This window comes from Streptomyces gamaensis, assembly GCF_042656465.1.
In the GTDB taxonomy this organism is placed as follows: Bacteria; Actinomycetota; Actinomycetes; order Streptomycetales; family Streptomycetaceae; genus Streptomyces; species Streptomyces gamaensis.
In genome coordinates this window covers 12712-35022 of sequence record NZ_JBHSPB010000026.1, presented here as the reverse complement: position 1 = coordinate 35022, position 22311 = coordinate 12712, and the positions used below count along the sequence as shown (strand labels likewise).

19 protein-coding genes and 1 pseudogene are annotated in these 22311 nt (G+C 75.3%); 8 read left to right on the top strand and 12 right to left on the bottom strand.

Annotated features, from left to right (window positions below; genetic code table 11):
• Positions 1–87: 87 nt before the first annotated feature.
• From ACFP1Z_RS29495 to ACFP1Z_RS29485, 3 genes are read right to left on the bottom strand one after another with little or no spacing between them, the layout of a single operon-like run.
• Entirely contained in the window at positions 88–1452 is a 1365-nt protein-coding gene (locus ACFP1Z_RS29495) for an FtsW/RodA/SpoVE family cell cycle protein (RefSeq protein ID WP_390320809.1), read from the bottom strand.
• Between the two features lie 56 nt (positions 1453–1508).
• Positions 1509–2996, bottom strand: a complete 1488-nt coding sequence (locus tag ACFP1Z_RS29490) for a sensor histidine kinase (protein WP_390320760.1) — start codon at positions 2994–2996, stop codon at positions 1509–1511.
• A complete protein-coding gene (locus tag ACFP1Z_RS29485) occupies positions 2989–3666 on the bottom strand; it encodes a response regulator transcription factor (RefSeq protein ID WP_390320759.1) in 678 nt (225 codons plus the stop codon). Before ACFP1Z_RS29485 ends, ACFP1Z_RS29490 begins: the two co-directional genes overlap by 8 nt.
• A 188-nt stretch (positions 3667–3854) precedes the next feature.
• On the opposite strand from ACFP1Z_RS29485, the gene ACFP1Z_RS29480 reads away from it, so the two are divergent.
• Entirely contained in the window at positions 3855–4193 is a 339-nt protein-coding gene (locus ACFP1Z_RS29480; protein WP_390320758.1) for a hypothetical protein, read from the top strand.
• A gap of 26 nt (positions 4194–4219) precedes the next feature.
• On the opposite strand, the gene ACFP1Z_RS29475 is transcribed toward ACFP1Z_RS29480, so the two are convergent.
• From ACFP1Z_RS29475 to ACFP1Z_RS29460, 4 genes are all read right to left on the bottom strand, one after another.
• A complete protein-coding gene (locus tag ACFP1Z_RS29475) occupies positions 4220–4534 on the bottom strand; it encodes a hypothetical protein (RefSeq protein WP_390320757.1) in 315 nt (104 codons plus the stop codon).
• Positions 4531–6312, bottom strand: coding sequence for a peroxidase family protein (locus tag ACFP1Z_RS29470; protein WP_390320756.1), 1782 nt, complete (start codon positions 6310–6312; stop codon positions 4531–4533). The genes ACFP1Z_RS29475 and ACFP1Z_RS29470 overlap by 4 nt, the downstream gene beginning before the upstream one ends.
• Before the next feature lie 86 nt (positions 6313–6398).
• Entirely contained in the window at positions 6399–7247 is an 849-nt protein-coding gene (locus ACFP1Z_RS29465) for a hypothetical protein (protein WP_390320755.1), read from the bottom strand.
• A 540-nt stretch (positions 7248–7787) separates the two neighbouring features.
• Positions 7788–8222 (bottom strand): SPW repeat protein, encoded by a 435-nt coding sequence (locus ACFP1Z_RS29460; RefSeq protein ID WP_390320754.1) that lies wholly within the window; start codon positions 8220–8222, stop codon positions 7788–7790.
• 231 nt (positions 8223–8453) lie between these two features.
• Between ACFP1Z_RS29460 and ACFP1Z_RS29455 the strand changes: the two genes are divergently transcribed.
• Complete coding sequence (locus tag ACFP1Z_RS29455; RefSeq protein ID WP_390320753.1) at positions 8454–8606, top strand: hypothetical protein; 153 nt, start codon at positions 8454–8456, stop codon at positions 8604–8606.
• 70 nt (positions 8607–8676) lie between these two features.
• Here the strand turns inward: ACFP1Z_RS29455 and ACFP1Z_RS29450 are convergent, their stop codons facing one another.
• From ACFP1Z_RS29450 to ACFP1Z_RS29435, 4 genes are read right to left on the bottom strand one after another with little or no spacing between them, the layout of a single operon-like run.
• Positions 8677–9564: a 5-oxoprolinase subunit C family protein gene (locus ACFP1Z_RS29450; RefSeq protein WP_390320752.1), complete on the bottom strand. Its 888-nt coding sequence runs from the start codon at positions 9562–9564 to the stop codon at positions 8677–8679.
• Positions 9561–10205, bottom strand: coding sequence for a 5-oxoprolinase subunit B family protein (locus ACFP1Z_RS29445; protein WP_390320751.1), 645 nt, complete (start codon positions 10203–10205; stop codon positions 9561–9563). Before ACFP1Z_RS29445 ends, ACFP1Z_RS29450 begins: the two co-directional genes overlap by 4 nt.
• Complete coding sequence (locus tag ACFP1Z_RS29440; protein WP_390320750.1) at positions 10202–10981, bottom strand: LamB/YcsF family protein; 780 nt, start codon at positions 10979–10981, stop codon at positions 10202–10204. The genes ACFP1Z_RS29445 and ACFP1Z_RS29440 overlap by 4 nt, the downstream gene beginning before the upstream one ends.
• Positions 10978–11622 (bottom strand): GntR family transcriptional regulator, encoded by a 645-nt coding sequence (locus ACFP1Z_RS29435; RefSeq protein WP_390320749.1) that lies wholly within the window; start codon positions 11620–11622, stop codon positions 10978–10980. The genes ACFP1Z_RS29440 and ACFP1Z_RS29435 overlap by 4 nt, the downstream gene beginning before the upstream one ends.
• A gap of 207 nt (positions 11623–11829) precedes the next feature.
• On the opposite strand from ACFP1Z_RS29435, the gene ACFP1Z_RS29430 reads away from it, so the two are divergent.
• From ACFP1Z_RS29430 to ACFP1Z_RS29405, 6 genes are all read left to right on the top strand, one after another.
• Positions 11830–12549: a DUF969 domain-containing protein gene (locus tag ACFP1Z_RS29430; protein ID WP_390320748.1), complete on the top strand. Its 720-nt coding sequence runs from the start codon at positions 11830–11832 to the stop codon at positions 12547–12549.
• Positions 12546–13514 carry a DUF979 domain-containing protein gene (locus ACFP1Z_RS29425; RefSeq protein WP_390320747.1) on the top strand — a complete coding sequence of 323 codons (969 nt, stop codon included), beginning with the start codon at positions 12546–12548 and terminating at the stop codon, positions 13512–13514. Before ACFP1Z_RS29430 ends, ACFP1Z_RS29425 begins: the two co-directional genes overlap by 4 nt.
• Before the next feature lie 61 nt (positions 13515–13575).
• Positions 13576–14220 carry a pyroglutamyl-peptidase I gene (pcp, locus tag ACFP1Z_RS29420; RefSeq protein ID WP_390320746.1) on the top strand — a complete coding sequence of 215 codons (645 nt, stop codon included), beginning with the start codon at positions 13576–13578 and terminating at the stop codon, positions 14218–14220.
• A gap of 79 nt (positions 14221–14299) precedes the next feature.
• Entirely contained in the window at positions 14300–15841 is a 1542-nt protein-coding gene (locus ACFP1Z_RS29415) for a hypothetical protein (protein ID WP_390320745.1), read from the top strand.
• Between the two features lie 95 nt (positions 15842–15936).
• On the top strand, positions 15937–16797 hold the full coding sequence (locus ACFP1Z_RS29410; RefSeq protein ID WP_390320808.1) for a hypothetical protein: 861 nt from the start codon (positions 15937–15939) through the stop codon (positions 16795–16797).
• A gap of 65 nt (positions 16798–16862) precedes the next feature.
• Positions 16863–21545, top strand: coding sequence for a hypothetical protein (locus ACFP1Z_RS29405; protein ID WP_390320744.1), 4683 nt, complete (start codon positions 16863–16865; stop codon positions 21543–21545).
• A gap of 143 nt (positions 21546–21688) precedes the next feature.
• Here the strand turns inward: ACFP1Z_RS29405 and ACFP1Z_RS29400 are convergent.
• Positions 21689–22042, bottom strand: a pseudogene (locus ACFP1Z_RS29400) (hypothetical protein); the annotation flags it as partial.
• Between the last annotated feature and the right edge of the window lie 269 nt (positions 22043–22311).

Sequence of the window (22311 nt, the reverse complement as noted above, 5' to 3'; positions counted from 1 at the left end):
GATGCCGCCGCACACACGGAAGCCGGCGGTGCCGGAGCCGGCCGTCGGGCCGCTCCGGCACCGCCGGCACCGGGAAAGATAGGGGGCTCATGCCCGGGTGGGGGCCGCCTCCATCGCCTCCCGGCTGCGTCCCGCGCTGTCGCTGATCCGGATCAGCACGGCGACCAGCAGCCAGTTCGCCACCAGTGACGAGCCGCCCTTCGCGAGGAACGGCAGCGCCTTGCCGGTCAGCGGGATGAGCCCCATGACACCGCCGCCGACCACGAACACCTGAAGTGCCAGCACCGAGGCGAGCCCGACCGCGAGCAGCTTGCCGAAGGGGTCGCGCGAGTGCAGCGCCGCGCTCAGCCCCCGCTGGATCAGCAGCGCGTACAGCATGAAGATCACCATCGTGCCGGCCAGCCCCAGCTCCTCGCCGACCGTGGTGAGGATGAAGTCGCTGCGCCCGGCGAACCCGATCAGGTCGGGGTGCCCCTGCCCCAGGCCGGTGCCGGTGACACCGCCGCTGCCGAAGCTGAACAGCGCCTGCGCCGCCTGCTCCGACCCGGTCCCCGGCGGCTGCTGGTCCTTGGGCAGATACACGGCGAAGGGGTGCAGCCAGCCGACGATACGGCCCTTGACGTGCGGCTCGATCGAGCCCACCACCGCCGCGCCGGCCGAGGCCATCAGCACACCGCACAGCACCCAGCTGGTGCGCTCCGTGGCCGCGTACAGCATGATCACGAACACGCCGAAGAAGATCAGCGAGGTGCCCAGGTCCCGCTCGAAGACCAGGACCAGCAGGCTGAACACCCACACGGTCAGGATCGGCCCCAGCTGCCGTCCCGGCGGCAGCCGCACCCCGAGCACCTTGCGGCCCGTCAGCGCGAGCGCGTCGCGGTGCAGGACCAGATAGCCCGCGAAGAAGACCGCGATCATGGACTTGACGAACTCGCCGGGCTGGAAGGACAGCGGCCCCAGGATGATCCAGCGCTTGGCGCCGTAGGTGTCACCGGGGAAGAAGGCGGGAGCCATCAGCAGCACCAGGGCGACGGCCATGGTGAGGTAGATGTAGCGCTGCAGCCGTCTGTGGTCCCGCAACAGCACGATCACACCCACGCACACGGCGACACCGATCACCGTCCACATCAGCTGGTTCGACGCGGTGCCGGCCGACTTGTAACGGGCGGCGTAGGAGAAGTCCAGCCGATGCAGCAGTACCAGGCCGAACCCGGAGAGCAGCGTGGTCAGCGGCAGGATGAGCGGGTCGGCGTACGGCGCGAAGCGGCGCAGCGCGATGTGCGGCACCAGCGCCATCAGCAGCATGCTCCCCGCGAACCCCGCGAGCCCGTCCCACGCGTTGTCCTTGGTGGACAGCCCGGTGTAGGCGTAGCCGAAGCAGCAGATCAGCACGGCGAACACGAGCAGCAGTGCCTCGCGGTTGCGCCGCCCGGACGTCAGCGCCCGGCGCACGGGCGCCCTGCTGTCGTCACTGCCCTGAAGTTGCACGGATTCCACGGTCACACTGATCAATGATGGACTCCACCTGCTGAAGGAAACCTGAGGCTTCTGAAAGATTCTTCAGGCATTGCTTGTCGTACTCCGCCGGAACCACGGGCCCCGTCCGCGGCGTCCCCCACCGGGAACCGCGCCACCAGCAGGGCCCCGCGCGTGGCCGCCTCCGCCCGCAGCGTCCCGCCGTGCGCGTGCGCGATCTCCCGCGCGATCGCCAGACCGAGCCCGCTGCCGCCGCTCTCCCGGTCGCGTGCGGCGTCCAGCCGCACGAACCGCTCGAAGACCCGCTCCCGCTGCTCCTCGGGGATCCCCGGACCGTCGTCGGCGACCTCCAGCACGGCCTGCCGGCCGGGCCCGTCGAGGCGGGCGCGGAGGACGACCTGCCCGGCGGCGTGCCGCAGCGCGTTGTCGACGAGATTGGCCAGCAGCCGCTCCAGCTGCCCGGTGCGGCCGCGCAGCGGTACGGGCGCCTCCGCCTCGACGCGCAGCGGCACCCGGGGCGCCGGACGCCGGGCCGCCTCCTCGGCGGCCAGCAGCGCGAGATCCACCGGCTCCCCGCCGCCGCCCGGTGCCCGGGCGTCGAGCCGGGCGAGCAGCAGCAGGTCGGCGGCGATGCGCTGCAGCCGCACGGTGTCCTCCAGGGCGGCCCCCACGGCCGCGACGGTCGGACCGCCGGGAGCGGCCAGCGCGACCTCCAGCTGGGAACGCACCGAGGCGACGGGGTTGCGCAGTTCGTGCGAGGCGTCGGCGACGAACTGCCGCTGCCGGGCGACCGTCTGCTCCAGCCGGTCCAGGGTGCCGTTGACCGTACGGGCCAGTAGCGCCACCTCGTCCTCGCCCGCCGGCTCCGGCACCCGCCGGTCCAGCTCGTCCGCGCGGACGGCCGCCAGCTCACGGCGGATCACGGTCACCGGGCGCAGCGCCGCGCCCGTGACCGCCCAGGCGATCGCGGCGGCCAGCGCGACCAGCGGCGGGGCGCCCGCGAGCAGCCCCACCGCGATCGCGTGGGTCGCCCCGTCCACGTCGCCGAGCACCGTCATCGCGTACACGTAGCGTTCCTGGCCGGCCGGGGAGGTGCGCACCACGACGAGGTCGCCGCGCTGGCCGCCCATGGCGTGCGAGCCGTCCAGGATGCGGGAGGCGGAGTCGCGGCCCGGATCCGGCCGCAGCCGGGAGAACTCTGCGGCGAGCGGACCGGCCGAGGGGCGGGTGGCGGCGAGCAGGGTGCCCCGGGCGTCCAGGACGAGGACGACGTCGACGCCCGAGCGGGGCGCCGGCAGCTGCTCGGGCAGCTCCCCGGCCTCCGCCCGCGCGGCGACCTCGCGCGCGGTCAGCTCGGTGCGTCCGTTGGTGGTGTCGAGGAGATTGGCGCGCAGCACGGTGTACAGCCAGCTGCCGCCCACGGCCAGGACGAGTGCCATCGCCAGTGCTGCCGCCGCGGCGGCACGGCCGCGGACGGTGGCGGGGATCAGCCGCGCGCGGCGGCGGGTCCGCTCAGCCACCGTCGGGGGCTATGCGGTAGCCGGTGCCGTGCACGGTACGGATGGCGCGCCGGCCGAAGGGCACGTCGATCTTCCGGCGCAGGGAGGAGACGTAGACCTCGACGATGTTCGGGTCGGTGTCGGCGGGCGAGTCCCACACCTCGTCCAGGATGTCGCGCTTGGCCACCGCCTGTCCGGCGCTCGCCATCAGGCAGCGCAGGACCGACAGCTCGCGCGCCGTCAGCTCGATCTCCCGCTCGCCGCGCCGGCAGCGCCGCGCCGACGGGTCCAGCACGAGGTCGCCGGCCTGGAAGCGGCGGGGGCTCTCCGGGCCCCGGCGGCGGCCCAGCGCCCGCAGCCGGGCCAGCAGCACCACGAACGAGAACGGCTTGGACAGATAGTCGTCGGCCCCCGCGTCGAGCCCCTCGGCCTCGTCGTACTCGCCGTCCTTGGCCGTGAGCATCAGCACCGGCGTCCACTGGCCGAGCCGGCGCAGCCGCCCGCAGATCTCGTACCCGCTCAGCCCCGGCAGCATGACGTCGAGGACGATCACGTCGTAACCGCCGGTGAGCGCCGCCTCCAGGCCGCGGTGCCCGTCGTGGACGGCGTCCACCCGGTGCCCCTCGGCGGCCAGCCCCCTGCGGAGGGAGTCGGCGAGCCCCACCTCGTCCTCGACAATCAGTATGCGCACCTCCCCAGCGTCACATACCCGGCCCGCCGCCTCCGCCGTCCGGGTCCCGCCATCACGCATACTCGCTGTGTGTGATGCTGTGTGCACGCTCCGGAGTGGCGTAACCGCTTGCCGACGCGCCGAGTTGACGCTCCGGAGAGACCGCAGACAGCAGGACCCACGACACAGGACGGAGCAGTGGTACACCCATGAGCAAGCGCCAGAAGGGCCGCAGGCACCGCAGGGTCAACCGCACCCCCCGCCCGGTCGGGCCCGCCCGCCGACGCCCCGCCGCCGGCCGCGCGGCACCGCCCCCGGCCGCGGCCGCGCCGCCCCCGGTCCCGGACCTCGGCCGCCATACCGCCCGCACCTGGGAAGGGCTGCGCGCCTGCGGCGCGGCAGGGGCCTCCCTCGACGAGCTCAGCGCCACGGTGGGCTACACCGAGCGCACCATCCTCAAACACGTCAACGGTCTCGCCGGGCAGGGGCTGGCGGAGCTGCGCGACGACCGCTGGTACGCGCGCGAGCCCGCCCTCGCCGGCGGCTGAGCGCGGCCCCGCCGCCCGGCCGCCGCTCAGCCGCCGTCCCCGGCGGCCGGTCCGCGGCGCTCGCGCGCGAGCGCCGCGAGCACCGTCTCGTGGCGGGCCAGCGCCTCGGCCGCGCGCTCCAGGGAGCGCGCGGCCGTCTCCGCCCGCTCGGCGTGCGCGAGCAGCCGCCTGCGCAGCGCCGCCGCCTCCGCGCCCGACAGCGCCACGTCCGCCGCGCCCGAACGCAACCGGCCCGCCTGCTCCCGCAGTTGACCCGCCTGCGAGCGGACCGGCACCGACCAGGGCGCGCTGCCGTCCGCCGCGTGCGCGCCGTCCTCGCACGGCGTGGGGTCCGGATTCATCGGGCGATCCCTCCCGGCCGCAGCATCCGCCACGGCGCGAAGACGTTGCGTACGCCCTCCAACGAGGGCACCAGCTCCGGATGGTGACGCAGCAGCACTTCCCGCATCCCGGTCCGGTCGATCCATTCCAGCCCCTCCGGGGTGTAGACCTCCGGCCGGTAGTCGCTGGTGAAGAAACGGTCGCTGCGCAGCCGCCGCGCCGTCATCAGCGCCATGACACGGAACGCGGTGTCGCTGAACGCGAAGCCGCGCGGCCGGGGTTCGGCGTACATGCCGACCATGGTGTCGACACGGTCCAGCCGTCCCTCGTAGACCTCCCGCAGCTCGGCCGCCAGCACCACGTCGCCGCCCGTCAGCTCCTCGAAGCCGGTGACCGGCGGCCGGTGCAGCGCGGCCCGGAAGGCGGAGTAGCGGGGCACTCCGCGCTCGCGGTCGCGCAGCACGTCCAGGGTGCCCACGTCGACGCGCTCCCCGCCGGTCCGGGCCAGCGCGCGCAGACAGTCCGGGTGGTTGTGCAGGGTGATGTCCCCCGGGTTCATCGTCCCGAAGGAGTACCACAGGTCGGACAGGCCCCAGCGCTCCACCGCGCCCCGGGTGGCGTGCGCCTGCAGGGCGTCGAAGCCCGTCCGCGCGACGAGCGCCCCCGTACGGTGCGAGTGGATCTCGTACTCGTCACGCACCAGCGGATGCATCCGGTAGCAGCTCACCAGCTCCTCGGTCGTCGCGTACGGGGCGCTGTGGTGCTCCGTGACGGACCCGGGGATGCCGAAGAGCGACTCGCCCCGCCCGAAGCGGCGCACCCTGCCGCGCAGCCGCGCGGGCAGCACGCCGTACCAGTTCAGGTGCGCCGCGGCCCGCGTCACCGGCCGGTCGACGAGGGCCGGCGTCCACTCCACCGTATGGATCTTGGCCATGACGGCGGAGGTGACCAGCCGCGCCACCTGGAAGAGCCGCTCGTCGCCCCACGTGGGGTGGGCGGCGGCGATCCGGTCGCAGACCGCGTTGTGCTCCTTGGCGAAGAGCGTGTGCAGCAGCGACAGCCCGACCCAGTAGTCGCCGTTGAAGCCGGTCCGGTCCACCCCGCACAGTCCGGGAGCGCTCTCCTCGGGCAACAGGCCGTTCTCCACGGCGAGTCGGCCCCGCTCCCCGGTGCGCAGGGACCGGCACCGCTGCTCGCTCGCCCCGTACAGCTGCGAGCCGTCCCACCAGTGGCTGACGGTGTTGCCGTACGCGGGCGGCAGGGTGGGGTCGGGGTGGGCGTCGGGCGCGGGGCGTGAACGGGGCACCAGCATCGGGCACTTCGGCCAGTCGTCGTCCTTCTCCAGCGGGACCTCCAGCGGCCGGTCGGCGGTGTGCGTGCCGTGGTCGAACCAGCCGTGGTTCTGGAACTGGATCCAGGACGCCGCCAGCAGATTGAGCGTGGGCGCGGGGCGGAAGCCGTGCCGCCGTGCCAGCAGGCGCCGGCTCACCTCGCGGGGGCTCGGCGAGAGCAGGCCCTTGTCCTCCGGCTCCGGAAAGGTCTCCGGCAGCGCGCAGTTGCGGTCGAAGCGGGTGCCCGCGCGGCCCATGTCGGCGTCGTCCGGGTCGTAGCCCGAACCGTCGTAGCTGCGGAACGGCAACAGCTCCCGGCTCGGCCGGCGCAGCCGCACCTCGCCGGAGCCGGAGGTGTCGTGCAGGTTGTGCGCGCGCAGCGCGTCCCGCTGTCTTCTCATCTCCCACAGGGCGAGGGGGAAGGGCAGAGCGTGCCACTCACGGCGCGGGCGCGGTACCGGGGTCATGTGCGCATCTCCAGAGAGCGTGACAAGTCGGGTGCGGACAAGAGAGGTTGACGATTGCGCGGAGTGAGGCGGCGACGGCGGCCGGCTCAACCGCCGTCGTCGGTTCTGCGGTGGCCGGGCGCGTCCGGGGCACTGCCGAGGACGGTGCGCCAGGCGGCAGCGTCGTTGAAGGGGTTGTCGTCGACCAGCGCGTCCCACGCCAGCAGTTCGGGCAGCGCGGGCGCGAGGGCGCCCAGGGCCCGCCGGTCGGCCCGGGCGGGCGCGCCGCGTCCGAGGATGCGCAGCGCGACGTCCTGCCGGTCCGCCTCGACGGCGGTCAGCAGCCGCCGCACCACGGTGGCTTCGGCGCACGCCGGGCGCCGTACCGCGCGCAGCCGGATGCGCAGCTTGAGCGAGACGACGGCGACGTCGACGGCGAGGCTGCCGCGCCGGGCGACGACCCCGGCCAGCCGCGCGGCCCGCCCCGGCCCCTCGCCGTCCGGCGCGAAGCCGAGTCCGGCGGGGTCGGTCAGGGCCCGCACCAGGGCGCCGACGGCCAGCGCGCCGCTGCGGGGCGAGCGGCCGAGGGAGGTGAGCAGGGCGGGGTCGGCGGCGACCGCGGTGAGCACACGGCCCGTCGCCCGCAGCGCGCCGGCCACCTCCCCGAGCGTCCTCGCCAGCACCACGAGGGCGGCGGGATCGGGGGCGGGACGCGGCGACGGGTCCGGTGCGCCGGGGGCCGGGACCGCGGACGGGCCGGGGGCGCCCTGCGCCGAGGGCGGACGGCGCTGCTCCGGGAGCGCGGTGTGCTCCTGCCGCCCGGGGGTGTGGGACCTGACCCGGGGGCCGCCGTCCTCGTCGGCGCGCCCGTGCGGCTCGTGGGGGTCCGCTCCGGCGCGGCGGTCCGGCGGCCCGTCGCCCCGCTCCCCGGCGCGCTCCCCGCCGTCGGGCGTCATCGGCCCACCGCGCGGCGGCTCGGCAACGGCCGGGCGGGGCAGGCCGGTTCACGGGTCCGTGGGGGATGCGCGGCGGAGCGGACAGTCCTCATGCGCGGCACCTCTGGGGCGTCTCGGGGGAATCGCGGGGCAATCGCGGGGGCACGTGGGGGAGTGGTCAGGAGCATTGCCACTTCCCGCGCGGCAGAGACATCAGTGCCGTAGAACACGGGAGTTTTCATCCGCGGGGGTGAACGGGCAGAAGGGCGTGCCGTGTCGGGGCGTCGTCACGGGTGCGGAAGGAGGCGACGTCACGGTGTCCGCAGGGCGACATCGCGGTGCCGAGGGGGCGGCGCGACCGACGGGATCCAGCCGCGCACGCACGCGAGCGCGCACCGCGTACGGGAGGCGCGCGGGACGCGGAGGGGACACCCGTCGGCACCGTGCGCGCACACCCTCTGCCGCACCCAGGGAGTTCACGCAACGCTGCCGCACCATCACGGTGCGGCAGCGCTGTGCGGACGGCCGGCCCGGCGCGGGACCGCGCGGTCCCTCAGCGGGTCACCGTTGCTCGGCCCTCACCATTCCCATGCCCGCCATGGCCAGGGCGAGCAGCACGGCGACGGCGCCGACGACGACGTTGCTCACGACGGCGCGGGTGGCGAAGGCGTGTCCCGAGACGATCCAGGGGGCCACGATCGTCCAGACAGCGATGCACAGAGCGGCCCAACTCATCGCGTGCGTACGCTCGTAGGCCTGCCCGAAGCCGCCGACGAGGAACGCGAGGGCGACACCGGTGATCAGGTTGTTGACGGCCAGGGTCGTCGAGCCGCTGAAGCCCACGATCCAGGGGGAAGCGGCCAGATAGACGCCGCACAGGAGGGCGAGAGCCTCCACGGCCTGTGCCACCGGAGTGCTCGTGGCCTCCTCGGAGTGGGCACGCAGAGCCACGATGTCCGGGTGGTGGTCGATCCGCGGCGACGTTGGGGCGGTCACGTCAGCCACCTTCTTTCCATGTCAGGTCGGATCTGCCTAAATTTTAACGCTGATGGGACGTTTTGACGCCGGGTCGGAGCCAGATGTTCGGGCCGTTCCGCACGCCCATCTATGGCCGTATCCGGGGTGGTGGGCGCCGGTTCGCCACGGTCACCCTGGGAAAACCGGCCACGCGCGCCGCGCGGGCGGGACCGGGCAACGAACCGGGGACCGACAGGGGGAGGAGCCGTCGTGGAGCAGCTCGAAGAGCAACGGGAGCGCACCGTGGTCCGCGTGGACAAGCGCGAGGAGACCCCGCGCGCCCGGCGCACGGTGTGGGGCAGCAAGCCGGTCTGGGGAGAGGAGTCCGACCCGGAGCCGCACATCATCCGCAGCATCGACTGACGCGCCGGCCGGGCGCCCCGCACGCGCCACGGGACGGACGCGCCCGGCGCGGATCCCGCCCGTACGGGCCCTAAGCGCGCACGGGCACGAACCGCACCGCGGTACCGGGGACGGCCTGCGCGGCGTCGGCCAGCGCGGGCTCCGGGACGACGCCGACCACGGGGTACCCGCCGGTCGTCGGATGGTCGGCGAGGAAGATCACGGGCCGGCCGTCCGGCGGCACCTGCACGGCGCCGAGGACCATGCCCTCGCTGGGGAGTTCGCCGTCCACGGCGCGGGCCAGCGCCGGCCCCTCCGTGCGCAGGCCGATCCGGTTGCTTGCGGCCGCCACCCGGTAGCCGCCGCGCGCCAGCGCGCGCAGCGCGTCCGGGGTGAACCAGTCGGCGCGCGGGCCGAGGAGGAGCGGCAGGACGAGCTCGCCCAGGGGCGGCGCGGCCCACGGCACGACGTCGGCGCACAGCGGCGGCCCGCAGGGCGCGCCGAGCGGCAGCGTCGTGCCGTCGGCGAGCGGATCGGGCCCCAGCCCCGAGAGCAGGTCCCGGGCCCGGCTGCCGAGCACGGGCGGCACGTCCACACCGCCCGCGAAGGCCACATAGCTGCGCAGCCCCGCCGTCGCGGGCCCCACGTCGAGAACGGCGCCCGCCGGTACGCGCACCGGGGCGCCCCAGGCCACCGGCCGGCCGTCGACGCGCACCGGGCAGGGCGCCCCGGTGACCGCCGCGGTCACCGCCGTGCCTGCCCGCAGCGCGCACCCGTTGACGGTGGTCTCCAGCGTCGCGCGGTCCTGGGGATTGCCCACCAGCCGGTTGGCGAGCCGGTGCGCGGGCCGGTCGAGCGCGCCGGAGTGCCCCACGCCCAGGTGCGCGTGGCCGGGACGGCCCAGGTCCTGCACGGTCGTCAGCACCCCGCACCGCTCGACGCGGAGCACGGCCGCTCCCGGGGCCGCGGGCCCGGTCACGCGACCGCCTCGAACCGTACGCGCACGCCCGGCCGGAGCAGCGCGGCGGGCTCCCGCGCGGTGTCCCAGAGCACCGCGTCCGTACGGCCCAGGAGCTGCCAGCCGCCGGGGGAGGAGCGCGGGTAGAGGCCCGTGTACGCGCCGGCGAGCGCGACCGCCCCGGCGGGGACCGCGGTGCGCGGCGTGGCCCGGCGCGGCACCCGCAACCGCTCCGGCAGGCCCGTCAGATAGCCGAAGCCGGGCGCGAACCCGCAGAAGGCCACACGGAATTCGAGCGCGGAGTGCACGCGCGGTACGTCCTCCACCCCCACCTCCCACAGCCGGGCGACCTCCGCGAGGTCGGCGCCGTCGTAGCGCACGGGCAGCACGACGGGCTCGCTGTCGGCGGCCGCGAGCGGCGGAACCGTCCAGCGCTCCAGCCGGTCGGCCAGGCCGCGCGGGTCGGCCAGCCCGTCCAGCAGCACGGTACGGGCGGCCGGGACGATCTCGCGCACGGGCGGCAGCGTGCCGTCGGCGCGGCGGCGCAGCAGTTCGGCGTGGAGCGCGAGGGCCTCCTCGGTGCCGGCGACCTCGACGAGGAGGGCGTGCCGGCCGACGGGCACGGCGCGCGGCCGTATTCGCGCGCGGTCGGGCGTACTCACGCGAACGCCCCCAGCCGCACGCCCGCTTCCTCCAGCGCGCCGCGCACCCGGCGCGCGAGGTCCGCCGCCCCGGGAGTGTCGCCGTGCAGGCACAACGAGCGCGCGCGTACGGGGACGTCCTCGCCGGTGACGGCCGTGACGGCCGACTCGCGCGCCATGCGCACCGAGCGTGCCACGACGGCCTGCGCGTCGTGCACCACGGCTCCCGGCGAACGGCGCGGCACGAGCGTGCCGGCGGCCGTGTACGCGCGGTCCGCGAACGCCTCGGCGACCGCCACCAGACCGGCCGCGCGGGCCGCCTCGTGCAGCCGGGAGCCGGGCAGTCCCAGGACGGGCAGCGCGCCGCCCGCGCCCAGGACGCCCGCGACGACGGCCGCCGCCTGCTCGGCGTCGGTGACCGTGCGGTTGTAGAGCGCGCCGTGCGGTTTGACGTACGTCACGTCCGTACCGGCCGCCCGCGCGAAGACGCGCAACGCGCCTATCTGGTAGGTGATCTCGTCCGCGAGCTCCCCCGGGGGCACGTCCATCGCGCGCCGCCCGAAGCCCGCCAGGTCGCGGTAGGAGACCTGGGCGCCGATACGCACCCCGTGCTCGGCCGCGCTCTCGCACACCCGGCGCATGGTGGAGGGGTCGCCGGCGTGGAAGCCGCAGGCGACGTTCGCGCTGGTGACCACCGACAGCAGGGAGTCGTCGTCGGTCAGCTGCCAGCGCCCGAACCCCTCGCCGAGATCGGCGTTGAGGTCGAGTACGGGGCCGGCGGGTCCGTTCACGGTCATGAGGATGCCTCCCGCATCGCGTCGAGTATCAGCTCTCGGGCGTCGTCCAGATAGGCGGCCAACTCGGCCTCGGCACGGCCGGTTTCCCCGTGCTCCAGCAGGGTGGCGAGCGCGCGGTTGCGCGGCAGGAACGGCTCGTGGAAGCGGCGCGGCGAGGGCATCGTGTGGAAGGCCAGCCGCAGTTCGGCCAGCAGCCGGTCCATCGCGCGGTCGATGCGCGGGCTGCCGTCCAGCGCGGCCAGCGCCCGGTGGAAGCGCAGATCGGCCGTGCCGACGCCGCGCCAGTCGCCCGCCGCCGCGGCCCGTTCACCCTGGTCCGCGGCCGCGCCGACGGCGGCGGTGAGCGCTGCCGGGGCGCTCGCCGCCGCCCGGACGCCCGCGGTCTCCAGGGCAGCGCGCACCCGGTAGATGTCCACGACGTCCGCCGGGCCCAGGGTCTTGACGAAGACCCCGCGGTTGAGCTCGTGCACGACCAGGCTCTCGTGCACCAGCAGCCGGAACGCCTCGCGCAGCGTGTTGCGGGAGACGCCGAGTTCACGGCCCAGGGCTTCCTCGGACAGCCGGGTGCCGGGCGGCAGTCCGCCCTCCTCGATGCGGTCGCGCAGCGCGTCGGCCACGCGCTGCGCGGTCGAGCGGGCCATGGCATCCCCCCTGGGTACGGCAGTTGTCACTGCCGGAGCATGAACCGGAGCAAGCAGAACGAGAAGTCGCCGTGCGGAAAAGGGCGTTCAGGGCGATACGGAATCGTCCATCAAGACCCTTGAGGATTGTTGAACGATACCTTAGCGTCCTCGCGAGCCGCCTCGCGCGAACGAGCGAGGGATCCGGCAACCCGGAAGGCAGGACGCATGATCGTTCTCCTGGGGGTCCTCGTGGTCGTCGCCGGCTTCGCCACGAAACGCAACCCCCTGCTCGTCGTCGGCGCGGCCGGCATCGCCACCGGCCTGCTCGGCGGACTGTCGCCGCAGCGCGTACTCGCCGCCTTCGGCGAGGGGTTCGCGGGCAGCCGCTCCGTGACGATCTTCGTGATCACCCTGCCCGTCATCGGCCTGCTGGAACGCCACGGCCTCCAGGAACAGGCCCGCCGCCTGATCACCCGCTTCGGCTCCCTGACCGCCGGCCGCTTCCTCGCCCTGTACCTCCTGCTGCGCCAGATCGCCGCCGCCCTCGGCCTCAACAACGTCTTCGGCCAGGCGCAGACCGTGCGCCCGCTCGCCGCCCCCATGGCCGAGGGCGCCGCCGAACGCCGCCTGGGCGCGCTGTCCGACCGGGCCCGGGAGAAGGTCAAGTCCTTCGCCGCCAGCGCCGACAACGTCGGACTCTTCTTCGGCGAGGACGTCTTCCTCGCCGTCGGCTCGATCCTGCTGATCACCGGATTCGTCAACACGACCTACCACACGCACCTCGAACCCCTGCAACTCGCGCTGTGGGCGATCCCCACCGCCCTGTGCGCACTGGCCGTGCACGGCTACCGGCTGCTGCGCCTGGACCGGACCCTGGCCGCCTCCACCGCCGGACCGCGCGCCGCCGGTGACCGTGCCGACGACGGCCGGGGGGACGCCACATGATCCGGGCCGAGTGGTTCTACTGGCTCGTCGGCGCGCTCTTCCTCGCCATGGCCGTGCAGATGCTCACCGACCGCACCAACCCCAAACGCCTGGGCACCGCCGCCTTCTGGGGCCTGCTCGGCCTCGGCTTCGTCTACGGCACCTGGGTCGTCGAGAAGAAGGCGCCCGCCGAACCGCTGGGCGCCGCCGTCCTCGTCATGGTCTGCCTCGCCGGCTTCGGCTTCACCGGGCGCGGTACGGCCCGTACCACCACCGCCGCCGAACGCGAGGCGGCCGCGCGGCGGTTCGGCAGCCGCCTCTTCGTGCCCGCGCTGACCATCCCCGCCGTCGCCATGCTGTGCGCCGTCGGCCTCAAGAGGATCTCCGTCGGCGGCCGTCCGCTGCTGCAGGCGGGCAGCGAGACCATCCTCGGGCTCGGCATCGGATCGCTCGCCGCGCTCGCCGTCGCCATGGTCATGCTGCGCGAGAGGCGCCTCGCGACACCCCTGCACGCCGGACGCTCGATGCTGGAGTCCATGGGCTGGGCGATGCTGCTGCCCCAACTGCTGGCCACCCTCGGCTCGATCTTCTCCGTCGCCGGGGTCGGCGACCAGGTCCGCAGGATCACCACCGCCGTGCTCCCCGACGGCTCCGTCTTCCTCGCCGTCGTCCTCTACTGCGTCGGCATGTTCCTCTTCACCGTCGTCATGGGCAACGGCTTCGCCGCCTTCCCCGTGCTGACCGCCGCCGTCGGCTGGCCCGTCCTGGTCGAACAGGCCCACGGAAACGCCCCGGCCGTCCTCGCGATCGGCATGCTCGCCGGGTTCTGCGGCACCCTGGTGACCCCCATGGCCGCCAACTTCAACGTCGTGCCCGCCGCCCTGCTCGAACTCACCGACCAGTACGGGCCGATCAAGGCCCAACTGCCCACCGCTTTCGTCCTGCTGGGCTGCAACATCGCCATCATGTACCTCTTCGCCGTCTGACCGCGCGCACCGTCCACTCGCGATCGTCCACCCGTGATCGTCCACTCGTGGGAGCACCGCCATGACCAGGGTCCTGCTGACCGGTTTCGAACCCTTCGACGGCGAGGAGGTCAACCCCTCCTGGCAGGCCGTCCGCGCCGCCGCCGAGCGGCCCCCCGCCGGCCTCGACCTCACCACCGCGCTGCTGCCCTGCGCCTTCGGCACCTCCCTCGACGTCCTGCGCGCCGCCGTCGAGGACAGCGCGCCCGACGTGGTGCTGTGCGTCGGCCAGGCCGGCGGCCGCCCCGACGTCACCGTCGAACGCGTCGCCGTCAACCTCGCCGACGCCCGCATCCCCGACAACGCCGGCGCCCAGCCCCTCGACGAACCCGTCGTCCCCGCGGGCCCCGCCGCCTACTTCGCCCGCCTGCCCGTCAAGGCGTGCGTCACGGCCGTACGGGAAGCCGGCCTGCCCGCCTCCCTCTCGCACACCGCCGGCACCTTCGTGTGCAACCACGTCTTCTACGGGCTGCTGCACCTCGCCGCCACCGAACGCCCCGCCCTGCGCGGCGGGTTCGTGCACGTGCCGTACACGCCCGCACAGGTCGCCGACCGGACCCTGCCGTCACTGCCCGTGTCCACGACGGCCGAGGCGCTGCGTGTGATCGCGGTCACCGCCGCGCACCGGACCGAGGACATCCGCGCTGTGGGCGGCGCCACACACTGAGGCCGAGCACGCCGCGCGGGGGAGCCCCGACCCCGTGCCGTTTCGTCCGTTGTCAGTGCGACCGCCTACTCTGTGCGACGTGACTTCTCCAGCTCAGGCAGCCGTTCTGCCCCAGCTCGACGGGCCGTCACGGCCGGCACCGGGCCCCGCGGCCGACGAGGGCCTGGCCCGTCGGCTGCGCGCGCTCGCCTGCACCGCCCCGCTGCACGACCTCGACGCGCGCAAGACCGGCCTCGCGGGGGACTGCGGCGTCTACGCCATGGCCGAGCTCGCCCTCGCCGCGATCGACCTCGTCACGCTCACCATGGACTTCGACACCGGGGCCGACCACGAGCAGATAGTGACCCGGCTGCTGCCCCGCGTCGCCGCCCAGGCGCCCCGGCGGCCCCACAGCGAGCACGAGCGCGTCGCCCGCTGGGTCCTGGAGAGCCTCATCAACGTCGGCAGCGTCGACCGCGGCTTCCGCGCCGTCTACGGCACCTTCGGCCCCGACGGCGCCTACGTCCGCCGCGACTACGACTTCAAGCTCATCGAGGAGGTCCCCGGCCCCGGCGGCAGCGTCTTCCTGCGCACCACCGACGAAGCCGTCAACGTCCTCGTCGGCGCCCTGGACACCGATGTCACCAGCGCGCAGATCGCCGCCGAGGTCAAGCTGGAGGTCCTCATCAGCCGGGGCCGCCTCGCCGACGCCCAGCTCGCCGCCGAACAGGCCCGCTACCGCACCGTGCAGTACGCGGAGACCCTCCGCAAGACCCTCGACGCCACCCGCCGCAACGTCCGCGCCGTGGACTGGCTGCAGGCCGTCCCCGACATGATCGCCGAAGCGCTCGACCACGTCGCCGACCGCTACCGGCACGAGAACGCGATCCTCACCAACATCCGCAAGGCGCGCGACGAGGCCGAGGCCGCGGTCGATCCGAGGACGGCCGAGCACAAGCGCCGCGCCGCCGAGCTCGTCGACATCGTCAAGGACTGCATCCGCCGCCACACCCAGCTGCAGTCCCGGCTGCTCGAAGCCGGCCCCCTCTTCCGCGCCGAGCAGGACCGGCAGGCGTTCGCCGCCCCCGCCGCCCGCGCCGGGCTCGATCTGTACGGGCAGCTGCTCGCGCCCGTACTGCCGCTCCCCCTCGACCAGGCCGGCCGCGTCACCGACGCCTTCTTCACCCACGGCACCGGACTGCGCACCCCGGCCGCTGTCCGCGTCGGCGACCTCGTCGAGATGCTGCTCACCCCGCCCGCCGAACGCGAGCACCTGGGCGCGGAGATGCCCGAGCCCGACCTCGTCGAGACGCCCGACGACAGCCGGTTCAGCGAGGAACAGCTCGCCGCCGCCACCGAACTGCTCGACCTGCCCCCGGACGCGCCGCGCCGGCTGTCCGGCCTGCTCGCCGAGGCCCGCCGCCGCGACCCCGAACTGCCCTACCTGGTGGCCCTCCTGGCCGTCCACGCCGCGAGCCCCCCGGTCGGCACCGCCTACCGCCAGGGCGAACGACAGCTGCTGTTCGCCGTCGACGACGGCACGGAACTGGACGACCCGGAGTTCGGCGGCGCCGACCTCATCGTCGGCAAGGCCCTGCTGGACGCGGCCGGCATGGCCGCGGACCGCACGGAGGCCGTGTGAGCACACGGACCGGGGCACCACCGCAGCAACCACCCACAGGAGCACGACCCGTGACCGAGCACGACACCGCCGCCGGCACCGAGCACCCGGCAGCCGTGCCCAGCCCCGCCCCGCCCTCCGCGGCGAGCGGCACCGTGACCCCCGCCGACGCCGCCGACGCCGCCCGGCTGGTGGCCTTCGGCCTCCAGCCCAAGCTCGTGCCCGCGCGCGACGCCGAGTACGCCGAGCTGCTGCGCCGGCACCGCGACGACCCCGCCTTCGCCCGCCTCGCGGACGCGGTCGCGGCCGGCCTCGGCCTGGTCGTCCTGGAAGTGTCCACCCGCGCCGGCATGGCCGTCACCGCCGCCGAGGACTCCGTCTTCGCCGTGCGCATGGGCGACTACGCCCGCCGGACCACCGCCGACTCCGCCGACCGCTTCCTGCACGGCCTGGCCCATCTCGCCGTCGCCGCCCTGGCCTTCCCCCGCCCCGCCGACCTCGCCGACGACGGCTACATCGGCCGCGTCACCGTCAACGGGGTCGACGCCTTCGTCCGCCAGGCCTGCCGCCGGCTGGAGGAGCGGGCCGCCGAAGCGGGCGAGAACACCGACCCCAGCACCGACGCCCCCGGCCTGGAGGCCGCCTGGCGCGTCTACGCGCGTCGCAGCGCCACAGGAGCCACCAAGGACGCCCGCCGCCTGGCCGGTTCCACCACCGGCATCGTCGCCAAGGCCATCGGCTTCCTCGTCGACTCCGGCTTCCTGCAGCGCACCGGCGACGACGCCGGCGGCGCCTACCGCACCACCGCCCGCTACCAGTTGCAGGTCCGCGACATGGCCGGCACCGCCGCCATGGCCGAACTGCTGGAGCTGGGCATCGTGCCCGTGGCCGACGGCAGCGCCACCCTGCTGCCCCCGGACGAGCGCGACGCCCTCGACCTGGCCGCCGACGCCGGACTGCCCTTCCACGCCTCCTGAGGCGGCACCGGCCCGCGCCGCACCCGTCACACCCCTGCCACCCTTCACGACAACGAGAGTCCGTCATGTACGAGCTGTCCCGGGTCCGCCTCTACTCCATCGGGCCGGCCGGCGCGCGCTACGCCGACACCGTGCTCGACCTCAGAGGCGTCGGCGCGCCGGTGCCCAGCCCCGCGCCCACGCAGGCGGAGTTCTTCGAGGAGGAGCCCGTCGGTCCGCCGCGCCGCCCCGCCCCCGCGGGCGTGCTCTTCCTGGAGAACGGCGGCGGCAAGTCCGTCCTGCTGAAGCTGATCTTCTCGGTCATGCTGCCCGGTCACCGCAACACCCTCGGCGGCGCCAGCTCCGGCGTGCTGCGCAAGTTCCTGCTCGCCGACGACTGCGGACACGTCGCCCTGGAGTGGCAGCACGTCGTCACCGGCGAGACCGTCGTGGTCGGCAAGGTCAGCGAGTGGCGCGGCCGGCAGGTCTCCAACGACCCCCGCAAGTTCGCCGAGGCCTGGTACTCCTTCCGCCCCGGTCCCGGCATGAGCCTTGACTCCCTGCCCGTCGCCGAGGCCACCGTGCTGCGCGAGGCGGCCGACGGCAGCTCCGGCGCCCGCGGCCGGCGCCGCACCATGAAGGGCTTCCGCGACGCCCTGACCGAGGCGGGCAAGGCCTACCCGCACCTGGACGTGGTGTGGGAGGAGATCCACGAACGCTGGAACGAGCACCTCGGCGAGCTCGGACTCGACCCCGAACTCTTCCGCTACCAGCGGGAGATGAACGCCGACGAGGGCGAGGCCGCCGGCCTGTTCGCCGTCAAGAACGACTCCGACTTCACCGACCTGCTGCTGCGCGCCGTCACCGACACCCGCGACACCGACGGCCTCGCCGACCTCGTCCACGGCTTCGCCCACAAGCTGGGCCGCCGCGCCGAGCTGACCGCCGAACGCGACTTCACCGCCGGTTCCCTGGACCTGCTCGCCCGCATCGCCGAGGCCGCCGAGCGGCGCGGGACGGCACGCGGCGTGCACGCCGGGGCGGAGCGGCGCACCCGTACGCTCGCCCGCGCGCTCTCCGCCCGCGGCGCCGAGGAACGCGGCCGCGCCGGAGCGCTGGCCGAGCAGGTCGCCGCCGCCGCGCACGCCGTCACCGACGCCGAGCGGGAACGCGGCCACAGCTCCCTGATCGCCGCCGAACTCGCCTACCGGCACGCCTCGCTGGCACTCGCCGCCGCCGAGAAGGCCGCCGCCGCCCAGCGCCGCGAGCTCGGCGACGCCCGTACCCTGCACGCCGCCTGGCAGGCCGCCGAGACCGTACTGCGCCACCGCGCCGCCGCCGACCGCTCCGCGCGCGTGGCCGCCGCCATCCGCGAGGCCGAGCGGGACGCCGCCCCGGCCCTCGCCGCCCGCGCCGAGGCCGCCACCGACCTGGTACGGGCCCTCAACGCGGCGGCCGAGGACGCCGAACGGCTCGCCAACGAGGAGGAGGAACGCTCCTCCACCCTGCAGGAGGCGAGCGAGGCGGCCCACCGCGACGCCACCGCCGCCGCCACCGAGGCACAGCGCGCCCGCAGCGAGAGCGGCCATCTGCGCCAGCGCCTGGCGGAGGTCGAGCAGGAGACCGCCGAGGCCGTCCGCGCGGGCTGGCTCGACGACTCCGCCCCCGACGCCGACCCCGCCCGGGCCGCACTCGCCGCGAGCGACGCCGAGAAACCGGCCGTCGCCGCCTACGAGAGCGCCCGCGAGGCCGCCCGCGAGAGCACCGAGCGGGCCAGGCAGGCCGCCGCCGCCGAGTCCCGCGCAGAACTGGCCGCGGCCCGCGCCGCCGACGCCGCGACCGCCGCCGAGAGCGCCCACGAGGCCGAGCGCCGCGCCGCCGGGTCCCTCGGCTCCGACCGGCGCCTGGCCGAACTCCTGGGCCTGCCGCAGCCGTCGGCCACCGGCCAGGTGCCGGGCCAGCGCGAGGGCGAGGACCACGCGGGACCGGCCGAAGCGCGCCCCGACGAGGAGGCGGCCGCCCCGGCCGCCCACGACGCCCCCCTCACCGCCGAGGAACTCGACCGCAGCGCCGACGCGTTGCGCGAACTGCTCGACGAGAGCGTCGCCGCCGCCGAACGGCAGCTGTTCGAACTGCGGACGGCCGCCGCCGACGACGCCCGCATCCTGGGCGCGCTCGGCGACGGCGGCCTGCTGCCGCCGAGCCCCGACGTGCTGGCCACCGTCGAGTACCTCGGCGAGCACGGCATCCCCGCCCTGCCCGGCTGGCGCTACCTCGCCCAGGCCGTCGACCCCGCCGACCACGCCGCCGTGCTCGCCCGCCGCCCCGAGCTCGTCGACGGCGTCGTCGTCACCGACCCCGCCTCGCACACCCGCGCCCGCGAAGTCCTCGGCGCCGCCTCGCTGTTGCCGCGCTCCGCCGTCGCCGTCGGCACCGCCGAGGCCCTCCTCGCCCCCGCCCCCGACACCGCCGCCCGCGAGAGCGGCGTCTTCCTCGTGCCGCCGAACCCGGCCATGCACGACGAGAGCGCCGCCGACGCCGAACGGCACGCCCTGCGCGAGAAGGCCCTCGCCCGCGACGAGGAGATCCGCGCCGTGGCGGCCCGCCTGGCCGGCGACCGTACGCTCGCCGCCCGCCTGGCCTCCTGGCGGGCCGGCCGCCCCGCCGGCCGCCTCGCCGAACTGGCCGACGAGGCCGCCCGCGCCCGGGGCGCGGCCGACGAGGCCACCGCCGAACTGGCCGGGCTGCGGGCCGCCCTCGCCGACGCCGAGGCGGCCCTCGCCGAGGCCGCCCGCGTGCGCGACGAACGCCAGGAGCGAGCGCAGCGCGCCCGCCGCGTCGCCGACGCCCTCGCGGGCCTCCCCTACCGGCTGCGCGAGCGCGCCGCCTGGCAGACGCGGCTGCGCGAACTCGCCGAGGAGAGCGCCGAGTCCGAGGAACGCGCCGCCGCCCTCGTGGACGCGGCCCGCGCCGCCGACGAGGACCGCCGCGCCGCCCAGCGCGCCGCCGACGACGCCCGGCGCACGGCCCGCGCCCTGCGCGCGGAGCGCGCCGAGATCGCCGGCGCCCCCGACGAACTCCCCGACACCACCGCCGCGCCCACGGCCTCCCTGCCCGCCCTGCGCGAGGCCTACCGCGCCGCCTCACAGGTCTACGAGAAGGTCGGCGTCGGCGCCGACCTGCGCGCCGAACAGGCCCGCGCCGAGAGCGACGAGAGCGCCGCCCGCGCCGAACTCGACCGCCTCACCAATAAGGTGCGCACCCGCGCCGCCCAGCTCCTGGAAGGCCCCGACGGCGCCGACGGGCCCTCCCGGCAGGCGGCCGCCGCCCGCGCCGAGTCGCTCGTGCAGCTGCTGGAGACCCGCACCTCCACGGCCAGCGAACAACTCGGCCGGCTCCGCGGCGAGGCCGAGCGCCTCGCGCCCGCCGACGGCGAGGCCCACACCGCCCTCCCCGACGCACTGGTGCCCGCCGACGCCGGGCAGGCCAAGGAACTGCTGCGCACCGCCACGGCCGAACTGGCCGCCCGCACCGGCGCGCTGGAGAGCGCCCGTACCGCGCACGGCGACCTGCTGCGCGCCCACCGCGCCGCCGAGGACGCCGCCACCGGTTTCGACGACACCGCCGCCCTCCTGCGCGACCTGCTGCGCGAGCCCGCCGCCGAGGAGGACACCGAGCAGCCCGGCCCGTACCCCGGCAGCCTGGAGGAGGCCCGGCAGGCCGCCGCCGAGGCCCGGCGCTCCCTGCGCGGCTGCGCCGCCGACCTGACCGCCGCCGAGACGGCCGTGCGCGAGGCGAGCGACGTGCTCGTCCGGCACGCCAACTCCACCCGCTACGAGCAGGTGCGCACCCCCGCCCGGCAGCAGATCCGCGAACTGCCCGCCGCCGCCCTGCCCGAGCACGCGGCAGCCTGGGCCGAGGCGTTCGCCCCCCGGCTGCGCGTGCTCACCGACGAACTGCAGCAGCTGGAGCGCAACCGCGACAGCATCGTCGACCGGCTGCGCGGCCTGGTCGAGTCCTCGCTGACCACCCTGCGCTCCGCGCAGCGGCTCTCCCGGCTGCCCGAGGGCCTGGGGGAGTGGTCGGGCCAGGAATTCCTGCGCATGCGCTTCGAGGACCCGGACCAGAGCACGCTCACCGAGCGGCTCGGCGAGGTCATCGACGAGGCCACCCGCTCCGCCGTGCGGAAGAACTCCGATCTGCGCCGCGACGGAATGTCCCTGCTGCTGCGTGGAGTGGCCGCCGCGCTCCAGCCGCGCGGCGTCGCCGTGGAGATCCTCAAGCCGGACGCGGTGCTGCGCGCCGAGCGCGTGCCCGTGGGGCAGATGGGCGACGTCTTCTCCGGCGGGCAGCTGCTGACCGCGGCCATCGCCCTGTACTGCACCATGGCCGCCCTGCGCAGCAACGACCGGGGCCGCGACAAACAGCGGCACGCGGGCACCCTGTTCCTCGACAACCCCATCGGGCGCGCCAACGCCACCTATCTGCTGGAGCTCCAGCGGGCGGTGGCCGACGCCCTGGGCGTGCAGTTGCTGTACACCACCGGGCTGTTCGACACCACGGCGCTGGCCGAGTTCCCCCTCGTCATCAGGCTGCGCAACGACGCGGACCTCAGAGCGGGCCTGAAGTACATCAGCGTCGAGGAGCACCTGCGGCCCGGCCTGCCCCAGCAGCAGGCGGACGCCGAACCGGTGCACGGCCAGATCACGGCCACCCGCATGTTCCGCCGCCCGGCCGAGGAGGAGACCGCCGCGAGCGCGGACCGCTAGGCCCTGTCGTCACCATCCCGCCCGCCCGTCCGCCCCGGTCCGTGCCGAGGAGCGGGCGGGCACCCGACGGCGTGCTCCCACGGACCGGCACGACCGGCACAGCGCCCCGGCGGCGGATCCGCCGACCGAGGAAGCCCCGGTCACTGATAGCGCGGCCTGCGGGCCCGGCGTATCGACGGCCGTGCCGAACTGCTCGGCACCGACACCACCCCGTGCCGCTGCAACCACACCTGCCGTGACACCCACACATCCAGCACCCCCCACGTCGCGGCCACCACACCCGCCACCGCGCACAGCAGCACCGGCAGCGCGAACCAGGAACCGGCGAGCGTGAACAGCGTCCCCACCATGGCCAGGACGAGCGTCACCGCGATGATCAGCACCGCGCGCACCGCGGCGGCGCGCACCGGATCCGGCATGCGCGGCCGGCGCGCGGGCTCCTCGACCCACAGCGGCCGAGGACGGTACGACGGGACGTCGTGATTCCGGACCGTCACGGCCCACCTCCCCCAGTGGCTCCCCCCGGCGCGGACCACGGACCGCGGCCGGCGGGACTCTCCCACCACCAAGAGCGGCCGAGCCCGCCCGGAAGTTCCCGCGAGGAGACAGAACCGGCCGACACCACGCGATCGGCTGATGCCGCACGACCGGCACTGACCGCCACCCGTACGGGGTGAAAGCCCCGCAATCAACGCACCCGCCGCCAACTGCGCTCCCCCCGGCGGCAGTCGGCGGCCGCACTGGTCTTCGAGAGCTGTACCGCACA

What these genes read in the sequence shown, in the direction of transcription:
- ACFP1Z_RS29480 (WP_390320758.1), top strand. Translation starts at nt 3,855, where the DNA reads ATGAGCAAGCGCCAGAAGGGCCGCAGGCACCGCAGGGTCAACCGCACC.
- ACFP1Z_RS29475 (WP_390320757.1), bottom strand. Translation starts at nt 4,534, where the DNA reads ATGAATCCGGACCCCACGCCGTGCGAGGACGGCGCGCACGCGGCGGAC.
- ACFP1Z_RS29470 (WP_390320756.1), bottom strand. Translation starts at nt 6,312, where the DNA reads ATGACCCCGGTACCGCGCCCGCGCCGTGAGTGGCACGCTCTGCCCTTC.
- ACFP1Z_RS29465 (WP_390320755.1), bottom strand. Translation starts at nt 7,247, where the DNA reads ATGACGCCCGACGGCGGGGAGCGCGCCGGGGAGCGGGGCGACGGGCCG.
- ACFP1Z_RS29440 (WP_390320750.1), bottom strand. Translation starts at nt 10,981, where the DNA reads ATGACCGTGAACGGACCCGCCGGCCCCGTACTCGACCTCAACGCCGAT.
- ACFP1Z_RS29435 (WP_390320749.1), bottom strand. Translation starts at nt 11,622, where the DNA reads ATGGCCCGCTCGACCGCGCAGCGCGTGGCCGACGCGCTGCGCGACCGC.
- ACFP1Z_RS29430 (WP_390320748.1), top strand. Translation starts at nt 11,830, where the DNA reads ATGATCGTTCTCCTGGGGGTCCTCGTGGTCGTCGCCGGCTTCGCCACG.
- ACFP1Z_RS29425 (WP_390320747.1), top strand. Translation starts at nt 12,546, where the DNA reads ATGATCCGGGCCGAGTGGTTCTACTGGCTCGTCGGCGCGCTCTTCCTC.
- pcp (WP_390320746.1), top strand. Translation starts at nt 13,576, where the DNA reads ATGACCAGGGTCCTGCTGACCGGTTTCGAACCCTTCGACGGCGAGGAG.
- ACFP1Z_RS29405 (WP_390320744.1), top strand. Translation starts at nt 16,863, where the DNA reads ATGTACGAGCTGTCCCGGGTCCGCCTCTACTCCATCGGGCCGGCCGGC.